This window comes from Nostoc sp. (assembly GCF_036917675.1).
Taxonomy (GTDB): domain Bacteria; phylum Cyanobacteriota; class Cyanobacteriia; order Cyanobacteriales; family Nostocaceae; genus Nostoc.
This window is the reverse complement of record NZ_JBALCT010000014.1, coordinates 1-16,954: the sequence shown is the minus strand read 5'-3', so window position 1 is coordinate 16,954 and position 16,954 is coordinate 1. Positions and strand designations below refer to the sequence as shown.

Below are 16,954 nucleotides of genomic sequence, written 5' to 3'. Positions count from 1 at the left end.
TAGATATTGCACATTTATCAAAGAGTATGCAATATCTATCAATAGTCATAAGCATAGTTGAGAATCATCATTGTAAAAAAAAATATCAAAACTGAATGCAACTTTTTAACTAATGTTATTATGCAATAACCTCATGAGGTATTGTCATTAAGAACAATTATGAAATTAGCTACAGAAGCCACGGTAAAAACTCTAGGGGACTACGCCTACCAAGCGATTCAAAAACACTTTAAGAAAACCTTTAAGTGGGAAAAATCAGTGAAGAAAGATGAAGATCCAGAAGCGTTGCACCAAATGCGAGTGGGAATGCGCCGCCTACGCACGGCTGTAACTGGGTTTGGGCTAGCGGTGGATGTGTCGAAACCAGTCAGCGATAAAAATATCGGTAAAATAGCCCGTCGTCTTGGTAATCTGCGAGATTTAGACGTACTCAAAGAAAGTTTAGAAAACAATTATAAACCAAACTTACCCCGCAAAGAGCAGGAATCTCTGCAAACAGCTTTCACAGCCTTGGCTAAACAACGTGAAGATGTAGAATCGAGTGTGCAGAAAACGTTAAAGGATGAATCTTACAAGTGTCTAAAAGATGCATTAGAGAAGTGGTTAGACAAACCCACTTATCAACCTTTGGCATCTTTTAGCATTCAGCAGGTGCTACCAGACTTACTTTTACCAGAAGTGAGTAATTTTTTACTGCATCCGGGTTGGTTAGTTGGCACGCAATTTGTGGACTCAGAAGTGAAAATCCAGAAAAATTGGGAACCAGAAAAGATAGAAAAACAATTGACAATTGAAGGTGAAATTCTTCATAGTTTGCGAAAAGAAGCTAAACGTATACGCTACCAGATGGAGTTATTTAGTGATTTATATGGTGAGTCTTACAGTGCTTATCTTACAGAAGTGAAAAGTATCCAAGAAATTTTGGGTACGATGCAAGATAGTGCAGTCTTGAGTGACTGGCTTGCAGATGTCTTCAAGTCAGAAATTCAGACTCAGTTGCCAACCCTTGCGACTTTGTTAACTGAAAATCGTTACCAGTCGTGGCAGGAGTGGCAACCCTTGCAAGAGCGGTATTTGAAAGCTGAAACCAGGCATAGTTTTCATTTAACAATACTGCACCCGCTTTCAGGAGTAATAAATTAAAAGTTACTCTTTGTTCAATGACCGCACCACAATAATTTTAGCGCCTCCATCAGTGGGTTTGAGGGTAATATAGCAGTTTTCGTACCCGGTCTTAAGGCGCTATGTGTCTACTATGGATGCCACACATAGCCTTGTATCAGAAAAATATTTAATTTCTTACCTCGTTCCCAGCCGGAGACTGGGAATGCCTATTTTGAGGCTCCGCCTCCTGAATGAAAGAGCATTTCCAGCTAGAACCTGAAAACGAGAATTTAGGAGAATTAAACGGAATTGGCGATAAATAAAGACGGGTTGAAACCCGCCTAAATAGCTTGAAAGTGCAAATACACCTTGTATAGCATTGAAAATAACACAGTTAACTTTCTCAGAGTTGCCAATTTGCCAAGTTATAAAAAGAACAGAGATTAGAACCGTCTCACAAGTTCTGGTATTTCTGGCTAAATCTTTTACCCATAGATGTTTGAGGATTTCAGTAAATTGCGATGTCTACAGTAATAATTTATATGACAAAATATTGCTTTGTCTAAATCAGTCATAGTAGAGGTTACAACTACTGTATATAGAATTTCCTCTAATCAGTTTAGGACTTACGCACAAGTTACGGAATAACGAACCACAGAGGCGCAGAGGACACAGAGAAATCAGAGTTTGAGAGATATTTTGCGTAAGTCCTACTGTTGTCAGACTAGTTTAGCTTGACATCAACTCAACCAGCAGCAAAGATCAAGGGTTATAAGCATCGAATATGAACATTTTACTTCTATACCCCCGTTTTCCAAAAAGTTTTTGGTCTTTTGAAAAGACACTGGCTTTATTAGACCGGAAAGCAATGCTACCGCCTTTAGGCTTGGTAACTGTAGCCGCAATTCTACCCCAAGAATGGGAATTCAAGCTAGTAGATCGAAATGTTCGCGTCTGTACAGAAGCAGAATGGGCTTGGGCAGATTTGGTTATTATGTCGGCAATGATTGTGCAAAAAGAGGATTTGCTCTCTCAGATATTGGAAGCAAACTCCAGAGGTAAGCGAGTCGCTGTGGGTGGGCCATTCCCGACAGCATTACCGAATGAAATGACATCTGCCGGAGCAGATTACTTGATATTAGACGAAGGGGAAATCACCCTACCTTTATTTGTAGCAGCGATCGCACGCGGCGATCGCACAGGTATCTTTCGCTCTGGTGGTGAAAAACCAGATGTTACCAATACTCCGATTCCTCGCTTTGACTTGCTAGAGTTTGAAGCCTATGCGGAAATGTCGGTGCAATTTTCGCGTGGATGTCCCTTCCAGTGTGAATTCTGCGACATTATTGTGCTATACGGTCGCAAACCCCGCACCAAAAACCCAGAACAACTGTTAGCAGAACTTGATTACCTCTACAAACTGGGTTGGCGGCGCAGTATTTTTATGGTGGATGACAACTTCATCGGTAATAAGCGGAATGTCAAATTATTTTTGAAGTCTCTTCTGCCCTGGATGGTGGAACATAACTATCCCTTTTCCTTTGCTACAGAGGCTTCAGTTGATTTAGCCCAAGATCAAGAATTGATGGATTTGATGGTAGTGTGTAATTTTGGAGCTGTTTTTCTGGGAATTGAAACCCCCGACGAAGAAAGTCTTACTTTCACTCAAAAATACCAGAATACCAGAGACTCGCTCACTGAAGCGGTGCATAAGATTACCCGTTCAGGGCTGCGAGTCATGGCAGGTTTTATCATTGGGTTTGATGGCGAGAAGATAGGAGCAGGCGCACGAATTGTTAAATTTGTCGAGCAAACAGCAATTCCCACAGCCTTATTTAGTATGCTGCAAGCGCTTCCAGATACAGCCCTCTGGCATAGATTAGAAAAGGAAGGACGACTCCGCAACAAATCAGCCAACATCAACCAAACTACGTTGATGAACTTTGTCCCAACTCGACCTTTAGAAGACATCGCTCACGAATATGTGCAGGCGTTCTGGGATTTGTATGAACCAGAGCGGTTTTTGGAGCGTACATACAAACACTTCCGTCTTTTGGGCGAAGCAACCTATCCCAAAAAGGGCAAAGCTGCTAAGAAACCATTGAACTGGAAAGTAATCCGAGCGTTGCTGGTGATTTGCTGGCGCCAAGGTGTACGTCGTCAAACGCGCTGGCAATTCTGGCGCAACTTGTGGAGTATGTATCAGCATAATCCGGGTGGAGTGAGTAGCTACTTAGCCGTTTGTGCCCAAATTGAGCATTTCGTGGAGTATCGCCAAATTGTTCGGGATGAAATTGAGGCTCAAGTGGCTGGATTTCTGGAAGCAGAAGCGAGGGTAAAACCTGAAGTAGAAGTGATGGAAGTGTTAGGAATTTTAAAATAATAACTCATATCACAATACCCTTGGGTTAAGACAAATTGTTGGGTGTGTTAGGAAAAGCAACCTCTTTGCGTCAGACACTACCCCGCCGTTCGTTGCAGCGCCTTGTTAGGCTCAGTGGCCGGACAATGGAGGTGGACAGATTTCCATAGTTTGAATCAAGCCATGCTCAAGGGTATAACGATGACCAACGTGCTGATCGGAAAGAACTGTTCCAGCTAGGTCGCGCACGACCTGATGCACATCGACTAAAATACACCCGGAATCCTCTCGGTGAAAGGAAATCGGCTCAACGTGCGGATTGATGCCTGACCATTGCCTCGTCCAGTAAGCGCGGACTGCTTGATGTCCATCAACATAACCGCCTTCAAACGCTTTCGGCCAAGCCACGTCAGGAGTCGTTGTGGCGAGGGCGGCATCAATATCTCGCGCGTTGAAGGCAGCGTACGCCGCGCGTATCAGTTCAATTTCTGGTGCAGATTTATCTGGCATAAGAGGTGTGGTAAAGGACATGCAGCAGGGATTAACATACTAATTAAGATATTTTTTGAGTTTACACGAAAATCACCCACGCCCTTTGGTGTTGCTGAATCAAAATATGAATTAGGCGACGCCGAACAGCCCGTTGTAGACATCGCTTCAAGCTTAACGCCCGTAGCGCCACAGAACTACGAATGTGATCTGATGCACATCTTGGACATTTCATAGCGATGTCTACGACGGGCTACGCCTACGCTCTAATTCATATTTCTATTCTGCAATGCCAATGCATTGGCATTGTTAACGCGTTCCCCTACAATGCCAATGCATCCCAATACAATGTTAATGCGTCTTCTTACAATGCCAATGCATCCCAATACAATGTTAATGCGTCCCCTTACAATGCCAACGCATCGCAATACAATGTTAATGCGTTCTCCTGCATTAAAAACGCTACGCTTTTACGTAAAACTGTACTAAGTGATCATGCCAGCCGATAATTTGGAGATAAATGAAACGATCGCAGCACAATTTGCTCAATTAGTGCTGGATTGTATCGGGCGGGAGTATCCCAACAGTAATCTGTATTGGGCTGATAGCGACGAGGATATAAAACCACCTCGGAAATTAACTCCTGCTTTTTATGGCTGCTTAGATTGGCATTCGGCTGTACATGGTCACTGGTTGCTAGTACGTCTTATGCGTCACTTTCCTGAAGCTTCTTTCAATGCCGCGTCAAAGCAAGCACTTGAGCAGAGCCTAACACTTGAGAAGATTCAAGGAGAGATTGCCCATTTTCAACGGCTACCCTTTTATGAATTTCCTTATGGTGTGGCATGGCTTCTGCAACTGGCTGCGGAACTTCACGAGTGGAATCATCCTCAAGCCAAAGAATGGCGGGTTATATTGGAACCGCTAGAAAAGTTGATTGCAGGTAACTTACAGCGCTGGATTGACCGACTAAAACTCCCCAATCGCACAGGGATGCATAGCCAAACAGCTTTTGCACTTGGTTTGATGTTAGATTGGGCAAGAATTACCGAAAATACTGACTTCACTCAGTTAGTGGAGAACAAAGCACGGCAATTCTATTTTAGCGATCGCAATTATTCCTTACAATTTGAGCCACTTGGCTACGATTTTCTCTCTCCTGGACTTGCTGAAGCAGACCTGATGCGGCGAATCCTCCCAACAACAGCTTTCACTGACTGGCTGACCGATTTTCTTCCCCAAATACCGATTGAGAATTCAGCAAATTGGTTAGAACCTGCCAGAGTAGATAATCCTGAAGATTATATGCAAGCCCACTTTTACGGTCTTAATCTCAGTCGTGCTTGGATGCTTGATGGTATAATATCTGGATTGGCAAATAGCGATCGCCGCATAGAAACACTTCGCTCTACTGCCCTTCACCATCGTCAGCATGGACTAACAGATGTTGTAATTGAACATTATGCAGCTAGTCACTGGCTAGGAACTTTTGCCGTTTACTTCCTAACAAATCGTGGATTGCAAGGGCAAATTATTTGAACAGTCTGGGCGATGTAACAACTTATCAAACTGTTTAATCTGGGTTTTCCCAATGCCCCATGCCCAATGCCCAATGCCCAATGGCTCATGCCCAATGCCCAATCCCTCATGCCCAATACCCCAATCCTTAAAAAATGCCAAGTAAACATGGCTTAACCGACTGAGACTGTCAGGATCAGAAAGTAAAGAGTAAAAGGCAATCTATTTTGACTTTTAACTTTCTCCTTTTGTTCAACTTTCCACAACGGGAGGTTTAATCTTGACTAAATTAAAAGTTGGTATCAATGGCTTCGGTCGAATTGGGCGACTTGTGCTTCGCGCTGGCATTGATAACCCCAACATTGAGTTTGTGGGCATTAACGACCTAGTACCACCAGATAACCTCGCTTACCTATTAAAGTACGACTCAACCCACGGTAAATTAAAGCACAAGATTGAAGCTAAGGAAGATGGCATTGTCATTGACGGGCATTTCATTCCTTGTGTGTCTGTGAGGAATCCAGCAGAATTACCTTGGGCAAAATTAGGTGCAGATTATGTCGTGGAATCTACAGGACTCTTCACCGACTACGAAGGAGCCGCAAACCATCTGAAAGCAGGTGCAAAGCGAGTGGTAATTTCCGCTCCCACCAAAGATCCAGATAGAGTTTCTACTCTGCTAATGGGTGTCAATCATCACCTATTTGACCCCAGCAAGGATATCATTGTCTCCAATGCTAGCTGCACTACAAACTGTCTAGCTCCCATAGCTAAGGTGATCAATGACAACTTTGGGTTAACTGAAGGGTTGATGACCACAGTCCATGCTATGACTGCCACTCAGCCAACTGTAGACGGACCCAGCAAGAAGGACTGGCGGGGTGGTCGAGGTGCAAGCCAGAATATTATTCCCTCCTCCACAGGCGCAGCTAAAGCCGTAGCACTGGTTTTACCAGAGTTGAAGGGTAGGTTGACTGGTATGGCATTACGAGTTCCGACCCCCGATGTCTCTGTAGTTGATTTAACTTTCAAAACTGCCAAAGCCACCAGTTATAAAGAAATCTGTGCTGCCATGAAGGAGGCTGCCGCAGGTTCTCTAGCGGGTATTTTGGAATACACAGATGAAGAAGTAGTTTCCACAGATTTTCAAGGCGATACTCATTCCAGTATCTTTGACGCAGGTGCTGGGATTGAGTTGAACTCGAACTTCTTCAAGGTAATTGCTTGGTATGACAACGAGTGGGGCTACTCGAATCGCGTAATTGAGCTGATGTTGTCTATGTCACAAAAGGAAAAACTCGCACCGACAGCAGTTGTGGTTTGATTGGTCGTTGGTCATTGGTCATTAGTCATTGGTCATTAGTCATTAACTTTTGACTTTTGATCGTTGACTTTTGGGATTTGGGTCAAATGGTAAATACTCCGAAAATAAAACGTAGTTTAGTATCTTTACTTAGTAATCCAGTGATATGAAACACCTGTGAATTTGGATGGTTTGCGATCGCACAAAGCATCCAAATTTGCAGCTTATTCCTCAACCCCCAATCCCTATGCGTCGAACCAAAATCATTTGTACTGTTGGGCCGGCTTCATCTGCACCTGAAAAGCTACAAGCTTTAGTAGAAGCTGGAATGAATGTGGCACGGTTGAATTTCTCCCACGGGGCTTATGAATTCCATGCCCAAACTGCTCACTATCTTAGGCAAATTAGTACTGAGCAGCAAAAGCCAATCGCAATTATGCAAGACTTGTGTGGTCCCAAGATTCGCTTAGGAATTTTACCACCGGAAGGGTTAAATTTAGAAGCTGGTAGTGAAGTTACCTTTGTTTTGCAAGAAAAGGGTGAGAGTATTGACGAAATACCTCTACCACTGCCGACTTTGTTCGCAATGGTACGACCAGGCGAACCAATTTTAATTAATGATGGTCGCGTTAAGTTGATTGTTACCGCTCGGGATGCCGATCGCATTCGCGCACAAGTGAAAATTGGTGGGTTAATTTCTACGCACAAGGGAGTAAACCTACCACAAACTCCTTTACCTGTCAGTTCAATCACCGAAAAAGACTTGCTGGATCTGCGCTTTGGGATTCAGTTGGGTGTAGACTGGGTGGCAGTATCCTTCGTGCGATCGCCACAAGATTTAGAACCCGCCAAGCGAATGATTGAAGCAGCTGGTGCTTCCATCCGTTTAATTGCCAAAATCGAAAGAGCAGAGGCAGTAGAAAACTTTGACTCTATTTTGAAAGTTGCCGACGCGATTATGATTGCCCGTGGCGATTTAGGGGTGGAAGTGCCAATTCATGAAGTACCCTTAATTCAAAAAGATATTATTCGCCGTTGCAATCATGCTGGCAAGCCAGTGATTACAGCCACCCAAATGTTAGAGTCGATGATTAGCGCTCCCGATCCCACCCGCGCCGAAGCAACCGATGTTGCCAACTCCATCTTAGACGGTACAGATGCAGTAATGCTTTCTGGTGAAACAGCTGTCGGACAATATCCCGTCGCCGCCGTCCAGATGATGCACAACATCGCCGTGCGGACAGAACAGGCTCTAGATGAAGGTAGCAGACATGCCTGGTGTCATGAAACAGGAAGTCTCAGCGTTACCGAATCTGTGGCAGAATCCGTGTGTCGCATCGCCTATGAAACAGGCTCACGGGCAATTCTCTGTAATACTTCATCAGGAAATACGGCGAGAATGGTGTCTAAATATCGGCCTACTTCTCCGATTATTGCCCTAACCTCTGACATCACCACTTATCGCCAGCTAGCGCTTTCTTGGGGTGTGGAAGGTTTGCTGATCCCACCAGTCCACAATGCCGAAGAGATGTTTACCAATGTGGTGAACACAGTTGTAGACATGGGTCTAGCGAATAAGGGCGATAAGGTGGTAATTACCTCTGGGGTTCCAATTGGTAAATCAGGCACAACCAGTTTAATCAAAGTGCATTCCATTGGACAGCCAATTTCGGCATAAGGCGCTTAGAATAGGGCTGTGGCTGTGGATAGTAAGCAAACTTGGCAATGATTAAGAAAAATTGCCAAAATCAGAATTGAAGGAACAGTAAAGAGTGTAAAGAGCTGGGGAATAAAGTAAATCCTGTAACATTCATCACGGAGCATTTTATGTCTAAGAGTTTACTGGAACAATTGCGAGAAGTGACTGTTGTAGTCTCAGATACAGGGGATATTCAGGCAATTGAAAAGTTCAAACCCCAAGATGCCACCACCAATCCTTCTCTGATTACTGCTGCGGCGCAGATGCCAGAATATCAGGGAATTGTCGATCAAACTTTACTCCAGGCCAAGAAAGATGCTGGAGCCGGAGCCACCCAAGCACAGATAGTTTCTCTAGCTTTTGACCGTCTGGCAGTTGCCTTTGGATTAAAGATTTTACAAATTATTCCCGGTCGCGTGTCTACGGAAGTGGATGCTCGCTTATCCTACGATACCGAAGCTACCCTGACTAAAGCACGGGAATTAATTGCCCAGTATAAAGCCGCCGGAATTGGCCGCGATCGCGTCTTAATTAAAATTGCCACCACCTGGGAAGGCATTCGCGCTGCGGAAATTCTCGAAAAAGAAGGTATTCACTGTAACCTTACCTTGTTGTTTGGTCTTCACCAAGCGATCGCCTGTGCAGAAGCTGGTGTCACCTTAATTTCTCCCTTCGTCGGTCGGATTCTCGACTGGCACAAAAAAGATACCGGACGCGATAGCTACCCAGCAGCCGAAGATCCTGGAGTTTTGTCTGTCACCAAAATCTACAACTACTACAAGAAATTCGGCTATAAAACCGAAGTTATGGGAGCTAGTTTCCGTAACATTGGTGAAATTACTGAACTTGCAGGTAGTGATTTATTAACTATTTCACCGTCACTTTTAGCTGAATTACATGCAACCATTGGGGAACTACCACGCAAACTCGACCCTGCTAAAGTAGCAAACTTGGAAATTGAAAAGATATCCATTGACAAAGCTACCTATGACAAATTACACGCGGCTGACCGCATGGCAACTGACAAACTAGACGAGGGCATCAAAGGTTTTACCAAGGCATTAGAAGACCTTGAGAAACTTTTGGCAGACCGACTGGTTCGCCTAGAATCAGAGGTAGTAGCAAGCCATTAGGGACTGACAATTAAAAAAATATCCAAGCGGTAGGGTGCGTTAGGCTAAAGCGGTAACGCACGCCAGGTTATGGATAATTTATTTTTTGGTATTCCCTTACAACATAACGATAGTTAATGGTTAGTGGTTAATAAAACAACCACTAACCATTTGTTCGTTGTATCAGCAGTCATCAATAGCGGTGTCGGATAATCCGCTCTCGGCGTTCAAAGGGCTGCCGTCGGTTATTTTCGTATCGTCCTAAATGCTCCCGGCGTCGGATATTTTCGTATCGTCTGAAAGGCTCCCGGCGTCGGATAATCTGCCGTCGTCGGATCATTTGGTATCGTCTTGGCCGCCATTGAGCAATTAAAAGCTCTCCAGTTTTATCTCCAACTAGGTTAGCCTCTGGCGCAGCGCTCTGTTGATTGCGAGCATTATTTAGAGAAATATCCTTCGCTTCAGCTAATGAGGGCGGATACACAAAGGCACATAGCAACATTGCTATTGAGGATAGCTTCTTTAAACCTTTCATGTTTTTGCTTCTACTAGACTTTTGGCAATAACTTTATTAAACACTCTAAAGTCGGCAAATTATCGCTCACACACTTTTTTTTAAACTTAATTTGGGATGAAATTCTGTATTGCAATTTCACCCTTATGAATAATTGTAAATGGAATTAAACTGTGCAAATAAATAGTCAGTGTCTAGCAAAATGTAATTTTTCCTAATTAACCGCTTGAGAAAAATTATTATACTTTCAACTTTATACAAGCATTTTTACATAAGTAAATATTAGGTTAACAAGAAATTAACACTTGCTCTACTTAAGTATTATGTAGTATCATGAAATATGGTATAAATTTAAATTCACTTTTCATAGGAGTAAAAATTGTGTCTGAGATCAAACCAGAAGATTTGAATTCACAAGCACTACCATTCTTCGCCCGATTCCTAGAAGGACAAAACGGTGAAGACCTTTCTGATCAAGAATCAGAAGCAATTAGCGGCGGACAAACATTCATGACTCAGAAGTACCCTTCTGATAATGAAGACGGCGGTGTAGTAACAAACACGCCCCCTTCTGGTAGTCATGAACAGGCTGTTACTCACAACTGCCATTCTGATAATAAACATGAGGGTGCAGTAACTTTGAAGTTCCCTTCCGATAATGAAGATCCTTCGGCCTCATAATAACTGTACTGTCTATTTTCTAGTACACCAGAGATGTGGTTTTGAAAACTAGCAAAAACAAAATGCGATCTCTGCTCTGCACTTTTGAAGAATATCGAGAAATATAACACAATAGGTAATCAGGGACAGCCAAGGGCTACCCCTGATTGCTCCTGATAGTGATTGATCATTATTTGTTAGGGAATATTTTATAAGAAGAATTCAGAACTCAGGAGTCAGAATTCAGCATGAATAAAGCTTTTACTGTCTGTTCTTTCTTATTTCTCCCATGCCTAATTTAAAAATCTACCCCTCGTTTAAGTTCTACACCTTGATTTGCATAGTGTTTGTGACAATAAACCTCTGAGTGGACGCTAGCCAAGTCGAAGTACGCCGGTGGATTTTGACAGCGACCAGTGATGATGATTTCGGTGTCGCGGGGTTTGCGGAGCAAAGCTTGGACAATGGGTTCAACGGGGAGTAGTTCTAAGTCAACGGTGGGATTTAGTTCATCGAGAATAATAGTTTTATACAGACCAGAGGCGATCGCAACTTTCGCAATTTCCCAACCCCGTTCGGCTTCTACGTAGTCTAATTCTTGCCGGGAATTTCGCCAAACGATGGCATCTCCACCGCAGCGCTGATGATCTACCACTTCTGGATATGACTGCTGCAAGGCGGCGATCGCTGCATCTTCTGTGTAGCCACTACCACCTTTAAGCCACTGCATAATCAACACACGGGTGGACCCTGGATGATTAATTCCCCTACCAATGGCCTGCAAGGCTTTACCCAAAGCACTAGTAGACTTGCCTTTACCAGCACCAGTATAAATTTCAATCCCTTCAAGTAAGAGGGCTTTGGCTGTTGGGTGGTGATGAGGTTTCATTTCTGAGTGCAAATCTGCAATATCAAGCAACTTTTGCGGTGCGGCGCGTCCGGTAGCAATGATTTCCAATTCTTGGGGTTTGGATTTTAATGTCTGCACGACTTCATCCACCGGTAGCAAACCTAAATCTAGAACGGGGTTAAGTTCATCCAAAACCACAACTGAATATAAACCACTGGCGATCGCACCTTTGGCTACATCCCAACCCCGTTCCGCTTCATCTCGATCAAAGGTAGTAATTTCTTCTGACCCAAAAAATTCGGCTCTCCCAGTGCGAACCTGGTCAATTAAATGGGGAAAACCGCGCTGTAAAGCTGCGATCGCGCCATCTTCGTCATAATCACGCCCCGGCCCTTTTAAAAACCGCAGCAGTAAAACGCGGTTAGAATTGCTAGGCATATTTATCCCCAAGCCAATGGAGCGCAAAACCACCCCTAAAGCCGCTTGGGACTTACCTTTACCCACGCCATCATAGACGTGAATTTGACCAATGAGCCGTTCTTGGCGCACTTGCGCCGTGCGAATCCCGATACCGTTCCTTGTCATCTCTCGAAAAGCTATAACGTGGCAGTCTTTAATCTTACCTAACGTCTTGTAATCTCATCTTAGAAACTGCCCCTCTAGCGCGTCCGTACAAGTATTAACAATATCAATAGAGGAATACTGGCACACCAGTATGCTAAAGGACAAGAACAATGGAATAATTTCCCCCATCACCCTCACTATCCCAGTTATACTCACTACAGTTAACCCTTACCGTTGACAATTTATGCCCGAAAATTGGATGCTTCCCAGGATTTTTCCCATTGGTGGAATTCTGTTTGACTTTTTATTTGTACTAATTGCCATCCCCATCGAAGCCTATGTTTTGCACTATCGACTAAAATTTGACAAAAAATCCAGTACTTTTTATGCCATTTCTATCAATCTGTTTTCTAGTGTAATTGGTTGGTTCATATTTTTTGTATCAGAACCAATGTTGCCGATAGAAGTAAAATCAGAATTAATTAATTATATGTTTTTTAATAACTTTAAATCACCGAAGTCCCAAACTTTAATTATCTTAGCTGCCTTTATAATTTTTTTTGCTACTTTTTTGATGAAATTTTTCTTATTAAGGGTATTACTACTATCATTGAATGAACCAGTTACTAAAAAAGAAGAGGAGCCTCAAACTTCTCAACGGCGGCGATGGCGTAGTTTTACCAATCTTAAATTCCAAAGTACCAGTTTAGTTACTACGACATTAATAGCGAATTCTCTGAGTTATACTGTGATCACAATTATTTTATTATTTCGTTCAAAATAGCAAGAATTTACTTGTTGAATTCAGAGGAAAAATAGTGATTAATTAATCAGGTGAAGGGAAGAATATGAATACGCTGTTTAAAGATGTATTTGGGCTTTTTAAATTTGCTGAAGGGCTTTATGCGGGAATTAGAAAGGTATTAGTTCCACCCAAAGCTTATTCTTGGCAAACATTTATTTATTTGAGTGTTTTCTCTTGGGTACTTTCATATTTTGCTATCGGCTATATCAAAGATATTATTGCCTTTTTTGGTTGGTTATTTTTAATTGCCGGCACATCTTGGTATACAACTGAAGATCCTTTGAGGGTTCCTGGTACTTTTATGCCAGTCGGGGCAGTGATCACTGGATTCTTAGTAAGTGTTTTTGCATTTGGAAATCAAGAGGATGTAATTACACCAAGAACAATAGTTTTTTGGCCGACAATTTCAGCACTAATTACGGCAATACCAGAATTTATTGAAGGAAATGACACCGACGCTAAAGCTCGGATTCCTAAGCCAGAAGACCGCCAAAGAATCATAATTTTAGTTGCTAGTAGTATGCTGCTAAGTTGTTGGATTCAGTTTTACTTTGTGATGGATAATTGGTCACGACAATATCCTAGTTTACAGGCAGATACTTTTAAACGTAGTACCTTTGTTGTGAGAACAGAAGAACCAGTAAAAATCCCCAAAAACGGCGTTATAATTCTAGAAAAACTTCAACCAATAGTAGTAGAAGAAATAGCCCAAAGACCTTGGTCAGAAGTAGAGAAATGGTTGCTAGATGCGAAACAGCGTGTAGGAACTCTCGGTAGGGAAGTAATTAAAATCAACCTGGATCAATATGAAGAAAAGGAACTATGGCGGGTTGAACCGCGTGTAGCTAATACTAAGTCTGGATATATATTAGATTTATTAAGTATTTGGATAGGCCCGAGTTCTAACCCACGGGGCTATTACTTGAAAAAATCTTGTCGCATTGAACCAGTTGCAGCAACCAATAATTCTGGGAATAAGATTACAGTTGCAGAAATTGAATGCGATCGCCTCAATAAATTTATTGCTGGATCACCGCCGCCGCAGCAGTGAAGGTGGGGAGTGGAGAGTAAGGAAGAAGAACCAATGCCCCATTCCCAATGCCCCATTCCCAATGCCCCATTCCCAATGCCCAATGCCCCATTCCCAAAGAAAAATGACTATTAACAGAATTTTTGTATTGGCAAAGAATGTGTTTCAGGAAGTGGTACGCGATCGTATCCTATATATTATTGGTTTTTATGCGCTAACACTCGCCACCGCCTTCCGCGTCCTTCCTGAATTTGCAGCTACGACTGAAGGCAAAATGTTTTTAGATTTTGGCATGGCGGCGATGAATGCCATCGGGTTAATTGTGACAATATTTGTTGGTACGGGACTGGTTAATAAAGAAATTGAAAAACGCACGATCTTAATGTTAATTGCTAAACCTGTCAGTCGCACCGAAATTATCGTCGGCAAATACTTGGGTTTATCCGCAGTCCTAGCTGTACTTGTCACCACGATGACAGTAATTTATCTGATATTTCTGCAATTTAGTAACATTCCTCATCCAACGGTGAGCATTCTAATTGCGGCAATTTTCTTATTTTTGCAGCTCTCATTAATTACCGCCGTGGCTATTACCTTCGGTGTGTTTACGGCTTCTCTCCTAGCGACTATTTTAACCTTTGCGGTATATTTAATCGGAAATATTACTCCAGATTTAGTACAACTTGGGCGTCTTAGCCGCAACCCTGGTATGGAACATCTAACTCAAGGTTTGTTTCTCATCTTGCCAGATTTATCTCGATTAGATTTGAAAAATGATGCCGTTTACGGTCTGCAAGCACTACCTGACACAACTGCACTGATTACAAATGCTGGCTATGGCTTACTTTATAGTGTCATGTTGTTAGCGATCGCTAGTCTTATCTTCTCACAACGCGAATTTTAATTAAAAACTCAGAATGAGCAATTAGGATTGCTATATAACTCCTAACTCCTGTACAGACGCGAGGAACATCGCGTCTCTCCTAACTCCTAACTCCTAACTAATGACAAATGACTAATAAATCATTATCTGAGGTTGCTCAATTGTGCCATCAGGCATGATAGTATCCCGCAACTTAGCATAAATCAGGTTTGTCTTCCAAAGGTTTGCGTTAGTTAAATTTGCCTTAGTTAAATTTGCCCATGTCAGGTCTGCACCAGTTAAGTTAGCCCCAGTCAAATTAGCTTCTAGTAATTTTGCTCCACATAGCTTTGCTCCTGCGAGATTGGCAAAACTTAAGTTAGCTTCAATCAGCGATGCTTCAATTAATTTGGCTTGACTTAAGTCTGCTTCTCTCAAATCCACATCACACAAAGAAGCACCCCAAAGATTACTACCTGTGAGTTTCACCCGCCATAAGAAAGTTCCGCACAAATTTGTTCGTGTTAAATCAGCATTAGTCAAATTGGCTTCACACAAAGATGCTTCATACAAATTAGCTTCACACAAATTAGCTTGGATCAAATTTGCCCCACTTAAATTAGCACGAGTCAGAATACAACCAGACAAATTTGCACCACACAAATCCGCTCCGATGAAGTTAACACCACTTAAATCAATTCCTTTTATGTCAATTCCTCTCAAGTCACATCCACTGAAATCTCGGTGTTTCAAATATTTATTTGTGATTTGATTTAATATAAATTCCTGTTGTTGGGCATAATTTTTCATGGTATTCACCTCTGGGTGTAATTTATCTCAAAGGTCGAGCGTGATAGTTACCGTATATTGAGAGTACACCCCAAATAGAGATAAGCTCAGTAAATAATCAAAAAAAAAATTAACAAAAATCGTCAATCACCTAAAACTACGCTTTTTCAGTGATCTTTAAAACAAAAAATGCTGACATAGGTCAGGAAATGTTGATACAACAGGAGTCGGGAGTCAGTTTTATTAAAACCAAATTGGTATTCTAGACCAGAAACGGCTGAGTTTTGATAGAAGGCGAATATAGCTGGGAATTCTTATGGAAACAAAAACTGCCAAACTCCTTGATGGTAAAGCACTAGCTGCAAAAATTCAGCAAGAACTTTCTGTTGCCATTACACAATTACAACCAAAAATTGTCCGACCTCCTGGTTTAGCAGTGCTGATGGTTGGCGATAATCCAGCGTCAGCTGCTTATGTACGTAATAAAGAAAAAGCCTGTGCTAAAGTTGGTATCGCCTCTTTTGGTAAACATTTTCCCGTCCAAACTACCCTTGAGGAGTTAGAAGAGGCGATCGCTGCACTCAACCACGATGAACGAGTGGATGGCATTCTTGTGCAGCTGCCCTTACCTAACCACTTAGATGCTGTGGCTCTGCTACATCAAATTGATCCCGATAAAGATGCTGATGGACTGCACCCAGTTAACTTGGGGCGACTAGTACGGGGAGAACCCGGTTTACGCAGCTGCACCCCGGCTGGTGTGATGCGGCTTTTACAAGAGTATGAGATTTCTTTGCCGGGAAAACAGGCAGTAGTGGTGGGACGCAGTATTTTAGTGGGTAAACCAATGGCGCTGATGCTATTAGAAGCTGATGCCACAGTCACGATCGCTCACTCGCGATCGCATGACCTCAAAACCATCACCCAAAATGCTGATATTCTAATTGCAGCAGTAGGTCGTCCCGGATTGATCTCTGCTGACATGGTGAAACCGGGCGCTGTTGTGGTAGATGTGGGGATGAATCGTGTCACCGATGCTAGTGGCAACAGTCGCTTAATTGGCGATGTCAACTTTGAATCAACCGCTAGGGTAGCAGGATTTATTACTCCCGTTCCTGGTGGTGTTGGCCCGATGACTGTCGCCATCTTGTTGCAAAATACATTTGCCAGCTATTCCAAGGCAGCAAAAGAAGAAAGAGAGTGAGGAGTGAGGAGTGAGGAGTGAGGAGTGAGGAGTGAGGAGTGAGGAGTGAGGAGTGAGGAGTGAGGAGTGAGGAGTGAGGAGTGAGGAGT

16 protein-coding genes are annotated in these 16,954 nt (G+C 42.8%); 11 read left to right on the top strand and 5 right to left on the bottom strand.

Features of this window, described 5'->3' with window-relative positions; translation table 11 throughout:
- The first annotated feature begins 159 nt into the window (after nt 1-159).
- A complete protein-coding gene (locus V7K31_RS03715; RefSeq protein ID WP_335092700.1) occupies nt 160-1,143 on the top strand; it encodes a CHAD domain-containing protein in 984 nt (327 codons plus the stop codon).
- Nucleotides 1,144-1,888: 745 nt separating this feature from the next.
- A complete protein-coding gene (locus V7K31_RS03710) occupies nt 1,889-3,487 on the top strand; it encodes a B12-binding domain-containing radical SAM protein (RefSeq protein ID WP_335092699.1) in 1,599 nt (532 codons plus the stop codon).
- A 111-nt stretch (nt 3,488-3,598) separates the two neighbouring features.
- On the opposite strand, the gene V7K31_RS03705 is transcribed toward V7K31_RS03710, so the two are convergent.
- Entirely contained in the window at nt 3,599-3,976 is a 378-nt protein-coding gene (locus V7K31_RS03705) for a nuclear transport factor 2 family protein (protein ID WP_335092697.1), read from the bottom strand.
- Between the two features lie 61 nt (nt 3,977-4,037).
- Entirely contained in the window at nt 4,038-4,190 is a 153-nt protein-coding gene (locus V7K31_RS03700; RefSeq protein ID WP_335092695.1) for a hypothetical protein, read from the bottom strand.
- Nucleotides 4,191-4,450: 260 nt separating this feature from the next.
- On the opposite strand from V7K31_RS03700, the gene V7K31_RS03695 reads away from it, so the two are divergent.
- The 4 genes from V7K31_RS03695 (at nt 4,451) to V7K31_RS03680 (ending at nt 9,608) form a co-directional block, all read left to right on the top strand.
- Nucleotides 4,451-5,494, top strand: a complete 1,044-nt coding sequence (locus V7K31_RS03695; RefSeq protein ID WP_335092693.1) for a DUF2891 domain-containing protein — start codon at nt 4,451-4,453, stop codon at nt 5,492-5,494.
- A gap of 259 nt (nt 5,495-5,753) precedes the next feature.
- Nucleotides 5,754-6,797: a type I glyceraldehyde-3-phosphate dehydrogenase gene (gene gap / locus V7K31_RS03690; protein ID WP_335092691.1), complete on the top strand. Its 1,044-nt coding sequence runs from the start codon at nt 5,754-5,756 to the stop codon at nt 6,795-6,797.
- A gap of 226 nt (nt 6,798-7,023) precedes the next feature.
- Nucleotides 7,024-8,454, top strand: a complete 1,431-nt coding sequence (gene pyk, locus V7K31_RS03685) for a pyruvate kinase (RefSeq protein WP_335092689.1) — start codon at nt 7,024-7,026, stop codon at nt 8,452-8,454.
- Between the two features lie 149 nt (nt 8,455-8,603).
- On the top strand, nt 8,604-9,608 hold the full coding sequence (locus V7K31_RS03680) for a transaldolase (protein WP_335092687.1): 1,005 nt from the start codon (nt 8,604-8,606) through the stop codon (nt 9,606-9,608).
- A gap of 172 nt (nt 9,609-9,780) precedes the next feature.
- On the opposite strand, the gene V7K31_RS03675 is transcribed toward V7K31_RS03680, so the two are convergent.
- Nucleotides 9,781-10,122, bottom strand: a complete 342-nt coding sequence (locus V7K31_RS03675) for a hypothetical protein (protein ID WP_335092685.1) — start codon at nt 10,120-10,122, stop codon at nt 9,781-9,783.
- Nucleotides 10,123-10,482: 360 nt separating this feature from the next.
- Between V7K31_RS03675 and V7K31_RS03670 the strand changes: the two genes are divergently transcribed.
- Entirely contained in the window at nt 10,483-10,782 is a 300-nt protein-coding gene (locus V7K31_RS03670; protein WP_335092684.1) for a microviridin/marinostatin family tricyclic proteinase inhibitor, read from the top strand.
- Between the two features lie 277 nt (nt 10,783-11,059).
- On the opposite strand, the gene V7K31_RS03665 is transcribed toward V7K31_RS03670, so the two are convergent.
- On the bottom strand, nt 11,060-12,196 hold the full coding sequence (locus tag V7K31_RS03665) for a cob(I)yrinic acid a,c-diamide adenosyltransferase (RefSeq protein WP_335092683.1): 1,137 nt from the start codon (nt 12,194-12,196) through the stop codon (nt 11,060-11,062).
- A 223-nt stretch (nt 12,197-12,419) separates the two neighbouring features.
- Here V7K31_RS03665 and fraC point away from each other — a divergent pair, with 223 nt between their 5' ends.
- The 3 genes from fraC to V7K31_RS03650 all read left to right on the top strand — a co-directional run bounded on the left by fraC (nt 12,420) and on the right by V7K31_RS03650 (nt 14,914).
- Nucleotides 12,420-12,959, top strand: coding sequence for a filament integrity protein FraC (fraC, locus tag V7K31_RS03660; RefSeq protein ID WP_335092682.1), 540 nt, complete (start codon nt 12,420-12,422; stop codon nt 12,957-12,959).
- A 64-nt stretch (nt 12,960-13,023) separates the two neighbouring features.
- Entirely contained in the window at nt 13,024-14,031 is a 1,008-nt protein-coding gene (gene fraD / locus V7K31_RS03655) for a septal junction protein FraD (protein WP_335092681.1), read from the top strand.
- 103 nt (nt 14,032-14,134) lie between these two features.
- Nucleotides 14,135-14,914, top strand: a complete 780-nt coding sequence (locus V7K31_RS03650) for an ABC transporter permease (protein ID WP_335092949.1) — start codon at nt 14,135-14,137, stop codon at nt 14,912-14,914.
- Nucleotides 14,915-15,025: 111 nt separating this feature from the next.
- On the opposite strand, the gene V7K31_RS03645 is transcribed toward V7K31_RS03650, so the two are convergent.
- The gene (locus V7K31_RS03645; RefSeq protein WP_335092679.1) at nt 15,026-15,682 is read right to left on the bottom strand and encodes a pentapeptide repeat-containing protein; all 657 of its coding nucleotides are present in this window, start codon (nt 15,680-15,682) and stop codon (nt 15,026-15,028) included.
- 295 nt (nt 15,683-15,977) lie between these two features.
- Here V7K31_RS03645 and folD point away from each other — a divergent pair, with 295 nt between their 5' ends.
- On the top strand, nt 15,978-16,865 hold the full coding sequence (folD, locus tag V7K31_RS03640) for a bifunctional methylenetetrahydrofolate dehydrogenase/methenyltetrahydrofolate cyclohydrolase FolD (protein ID WP_335092677.1): 888 nt from the start codon (nt 15,978-15,980) through the stop codon (nt 16,863-16,865).
- Nucleotides 16,866-16,954 lie beyond the last annotated feature (89 nt).

Excerpts from the sequence above, each read along its gene's own strand:
- V7K31_RS03715 (WP_335092700.1), top strand. The coding sequence starts at position 160 with ATGAAATTAGCTACAGAAGCCACGGTAAAAACTCTAGGGGACTACGCC.
- V7K31_RS03710 (WP_335092699.1), top strand. The coding sequence starts at position 1,889 with ATGAACATTTTACTTCTATACCCCCGTTTTCCAAAAAGTTTTTGGTCT.
- V7K31_RS03705 (WP_335092697.1), bottom strand. The coding sequence starts at position 3,976 with ATGCCAGATAAATCTGCACCAGAAATTGAACTGATACGCGCGGCGTAC.
- V7K31_RS03700 (WP_335092695.1), bottom strand. The coding sequence starts at position 4,190 with ATGAAATGTCCAAGATGTGCATCAGATCACATTCGTAGTTCTGTGGCG.
- V7K31_RS03695 (WP_335092693.1), top strand. The coding sequence starts at position 4,451 with ATGCCAGCCGATAATTTGGAGATAAATGAAACGATCGCAGCACAATTT.
- pyk (WP_335092689.1), top strand. The coding sequence starts at position 7,024 with ATGCGTCGAACCAAAATCATTTGTACTGTTGGGCCGGCTTCATCTGCA.
- V7K31_RS03680 (WP_335092687.1), top strand. The coding sequence starts at position 8,604 with ATGTCTAAGAGTTTACTGGAACAATTGCGAGAAGTGACTGTTGTAGTC.
- V7K31_RS03675 (WP_335092685.1), bottom strand. The coding sequence starts at position 10,122 with ATGAAAGGTTTAAAGAAGCTATCCTCAATAGCAATGTTGCTATGTGCC.
- V7K31_RS03665 (WP_335092683.1), bottom strand. The coding sequence starts at position 12,196 with ATGACAAGGAACGGTATCGGGATTCGCACGGCGCAAGTGCGCCAAGAA.
- fraC (WP_335092682.1), top strand. The coding sequence starts at position 12,420 with ATGCCCGAAAATTGGATGCTTCCCAGGATTTTTCCCATTGGTGGAATT.
- fraD (WP_335092681.1), top strand. The coding sequence starts at position 13,024 with ATGAATACGCTGTTTAAAGATGTATTTGGGCTTTTTAAATTTGCTGAA.
- V7K31_RS03650 (WP_335092949.1), top strand. The coding sequence starts at position 14,135 with ATGACTATTAACAGAATTTTTGTATTGGCAAAGAATGTGTTTCAGGAA.
- V7K31_RS03645 (WP_335092679.1), bottom strand. The coding sequence starts at position 15,682 with ATGAAAAATTATGCCCAACAACAGGAATTTATATTAAATCAAATCACA.
- folD (WP_335092677.1), top strand. The coding sequence starts at position 15,978 with ATGGAAACAAAAACTGCCAAACTCCTTGATGGTAAAGCACTAGCTGCA.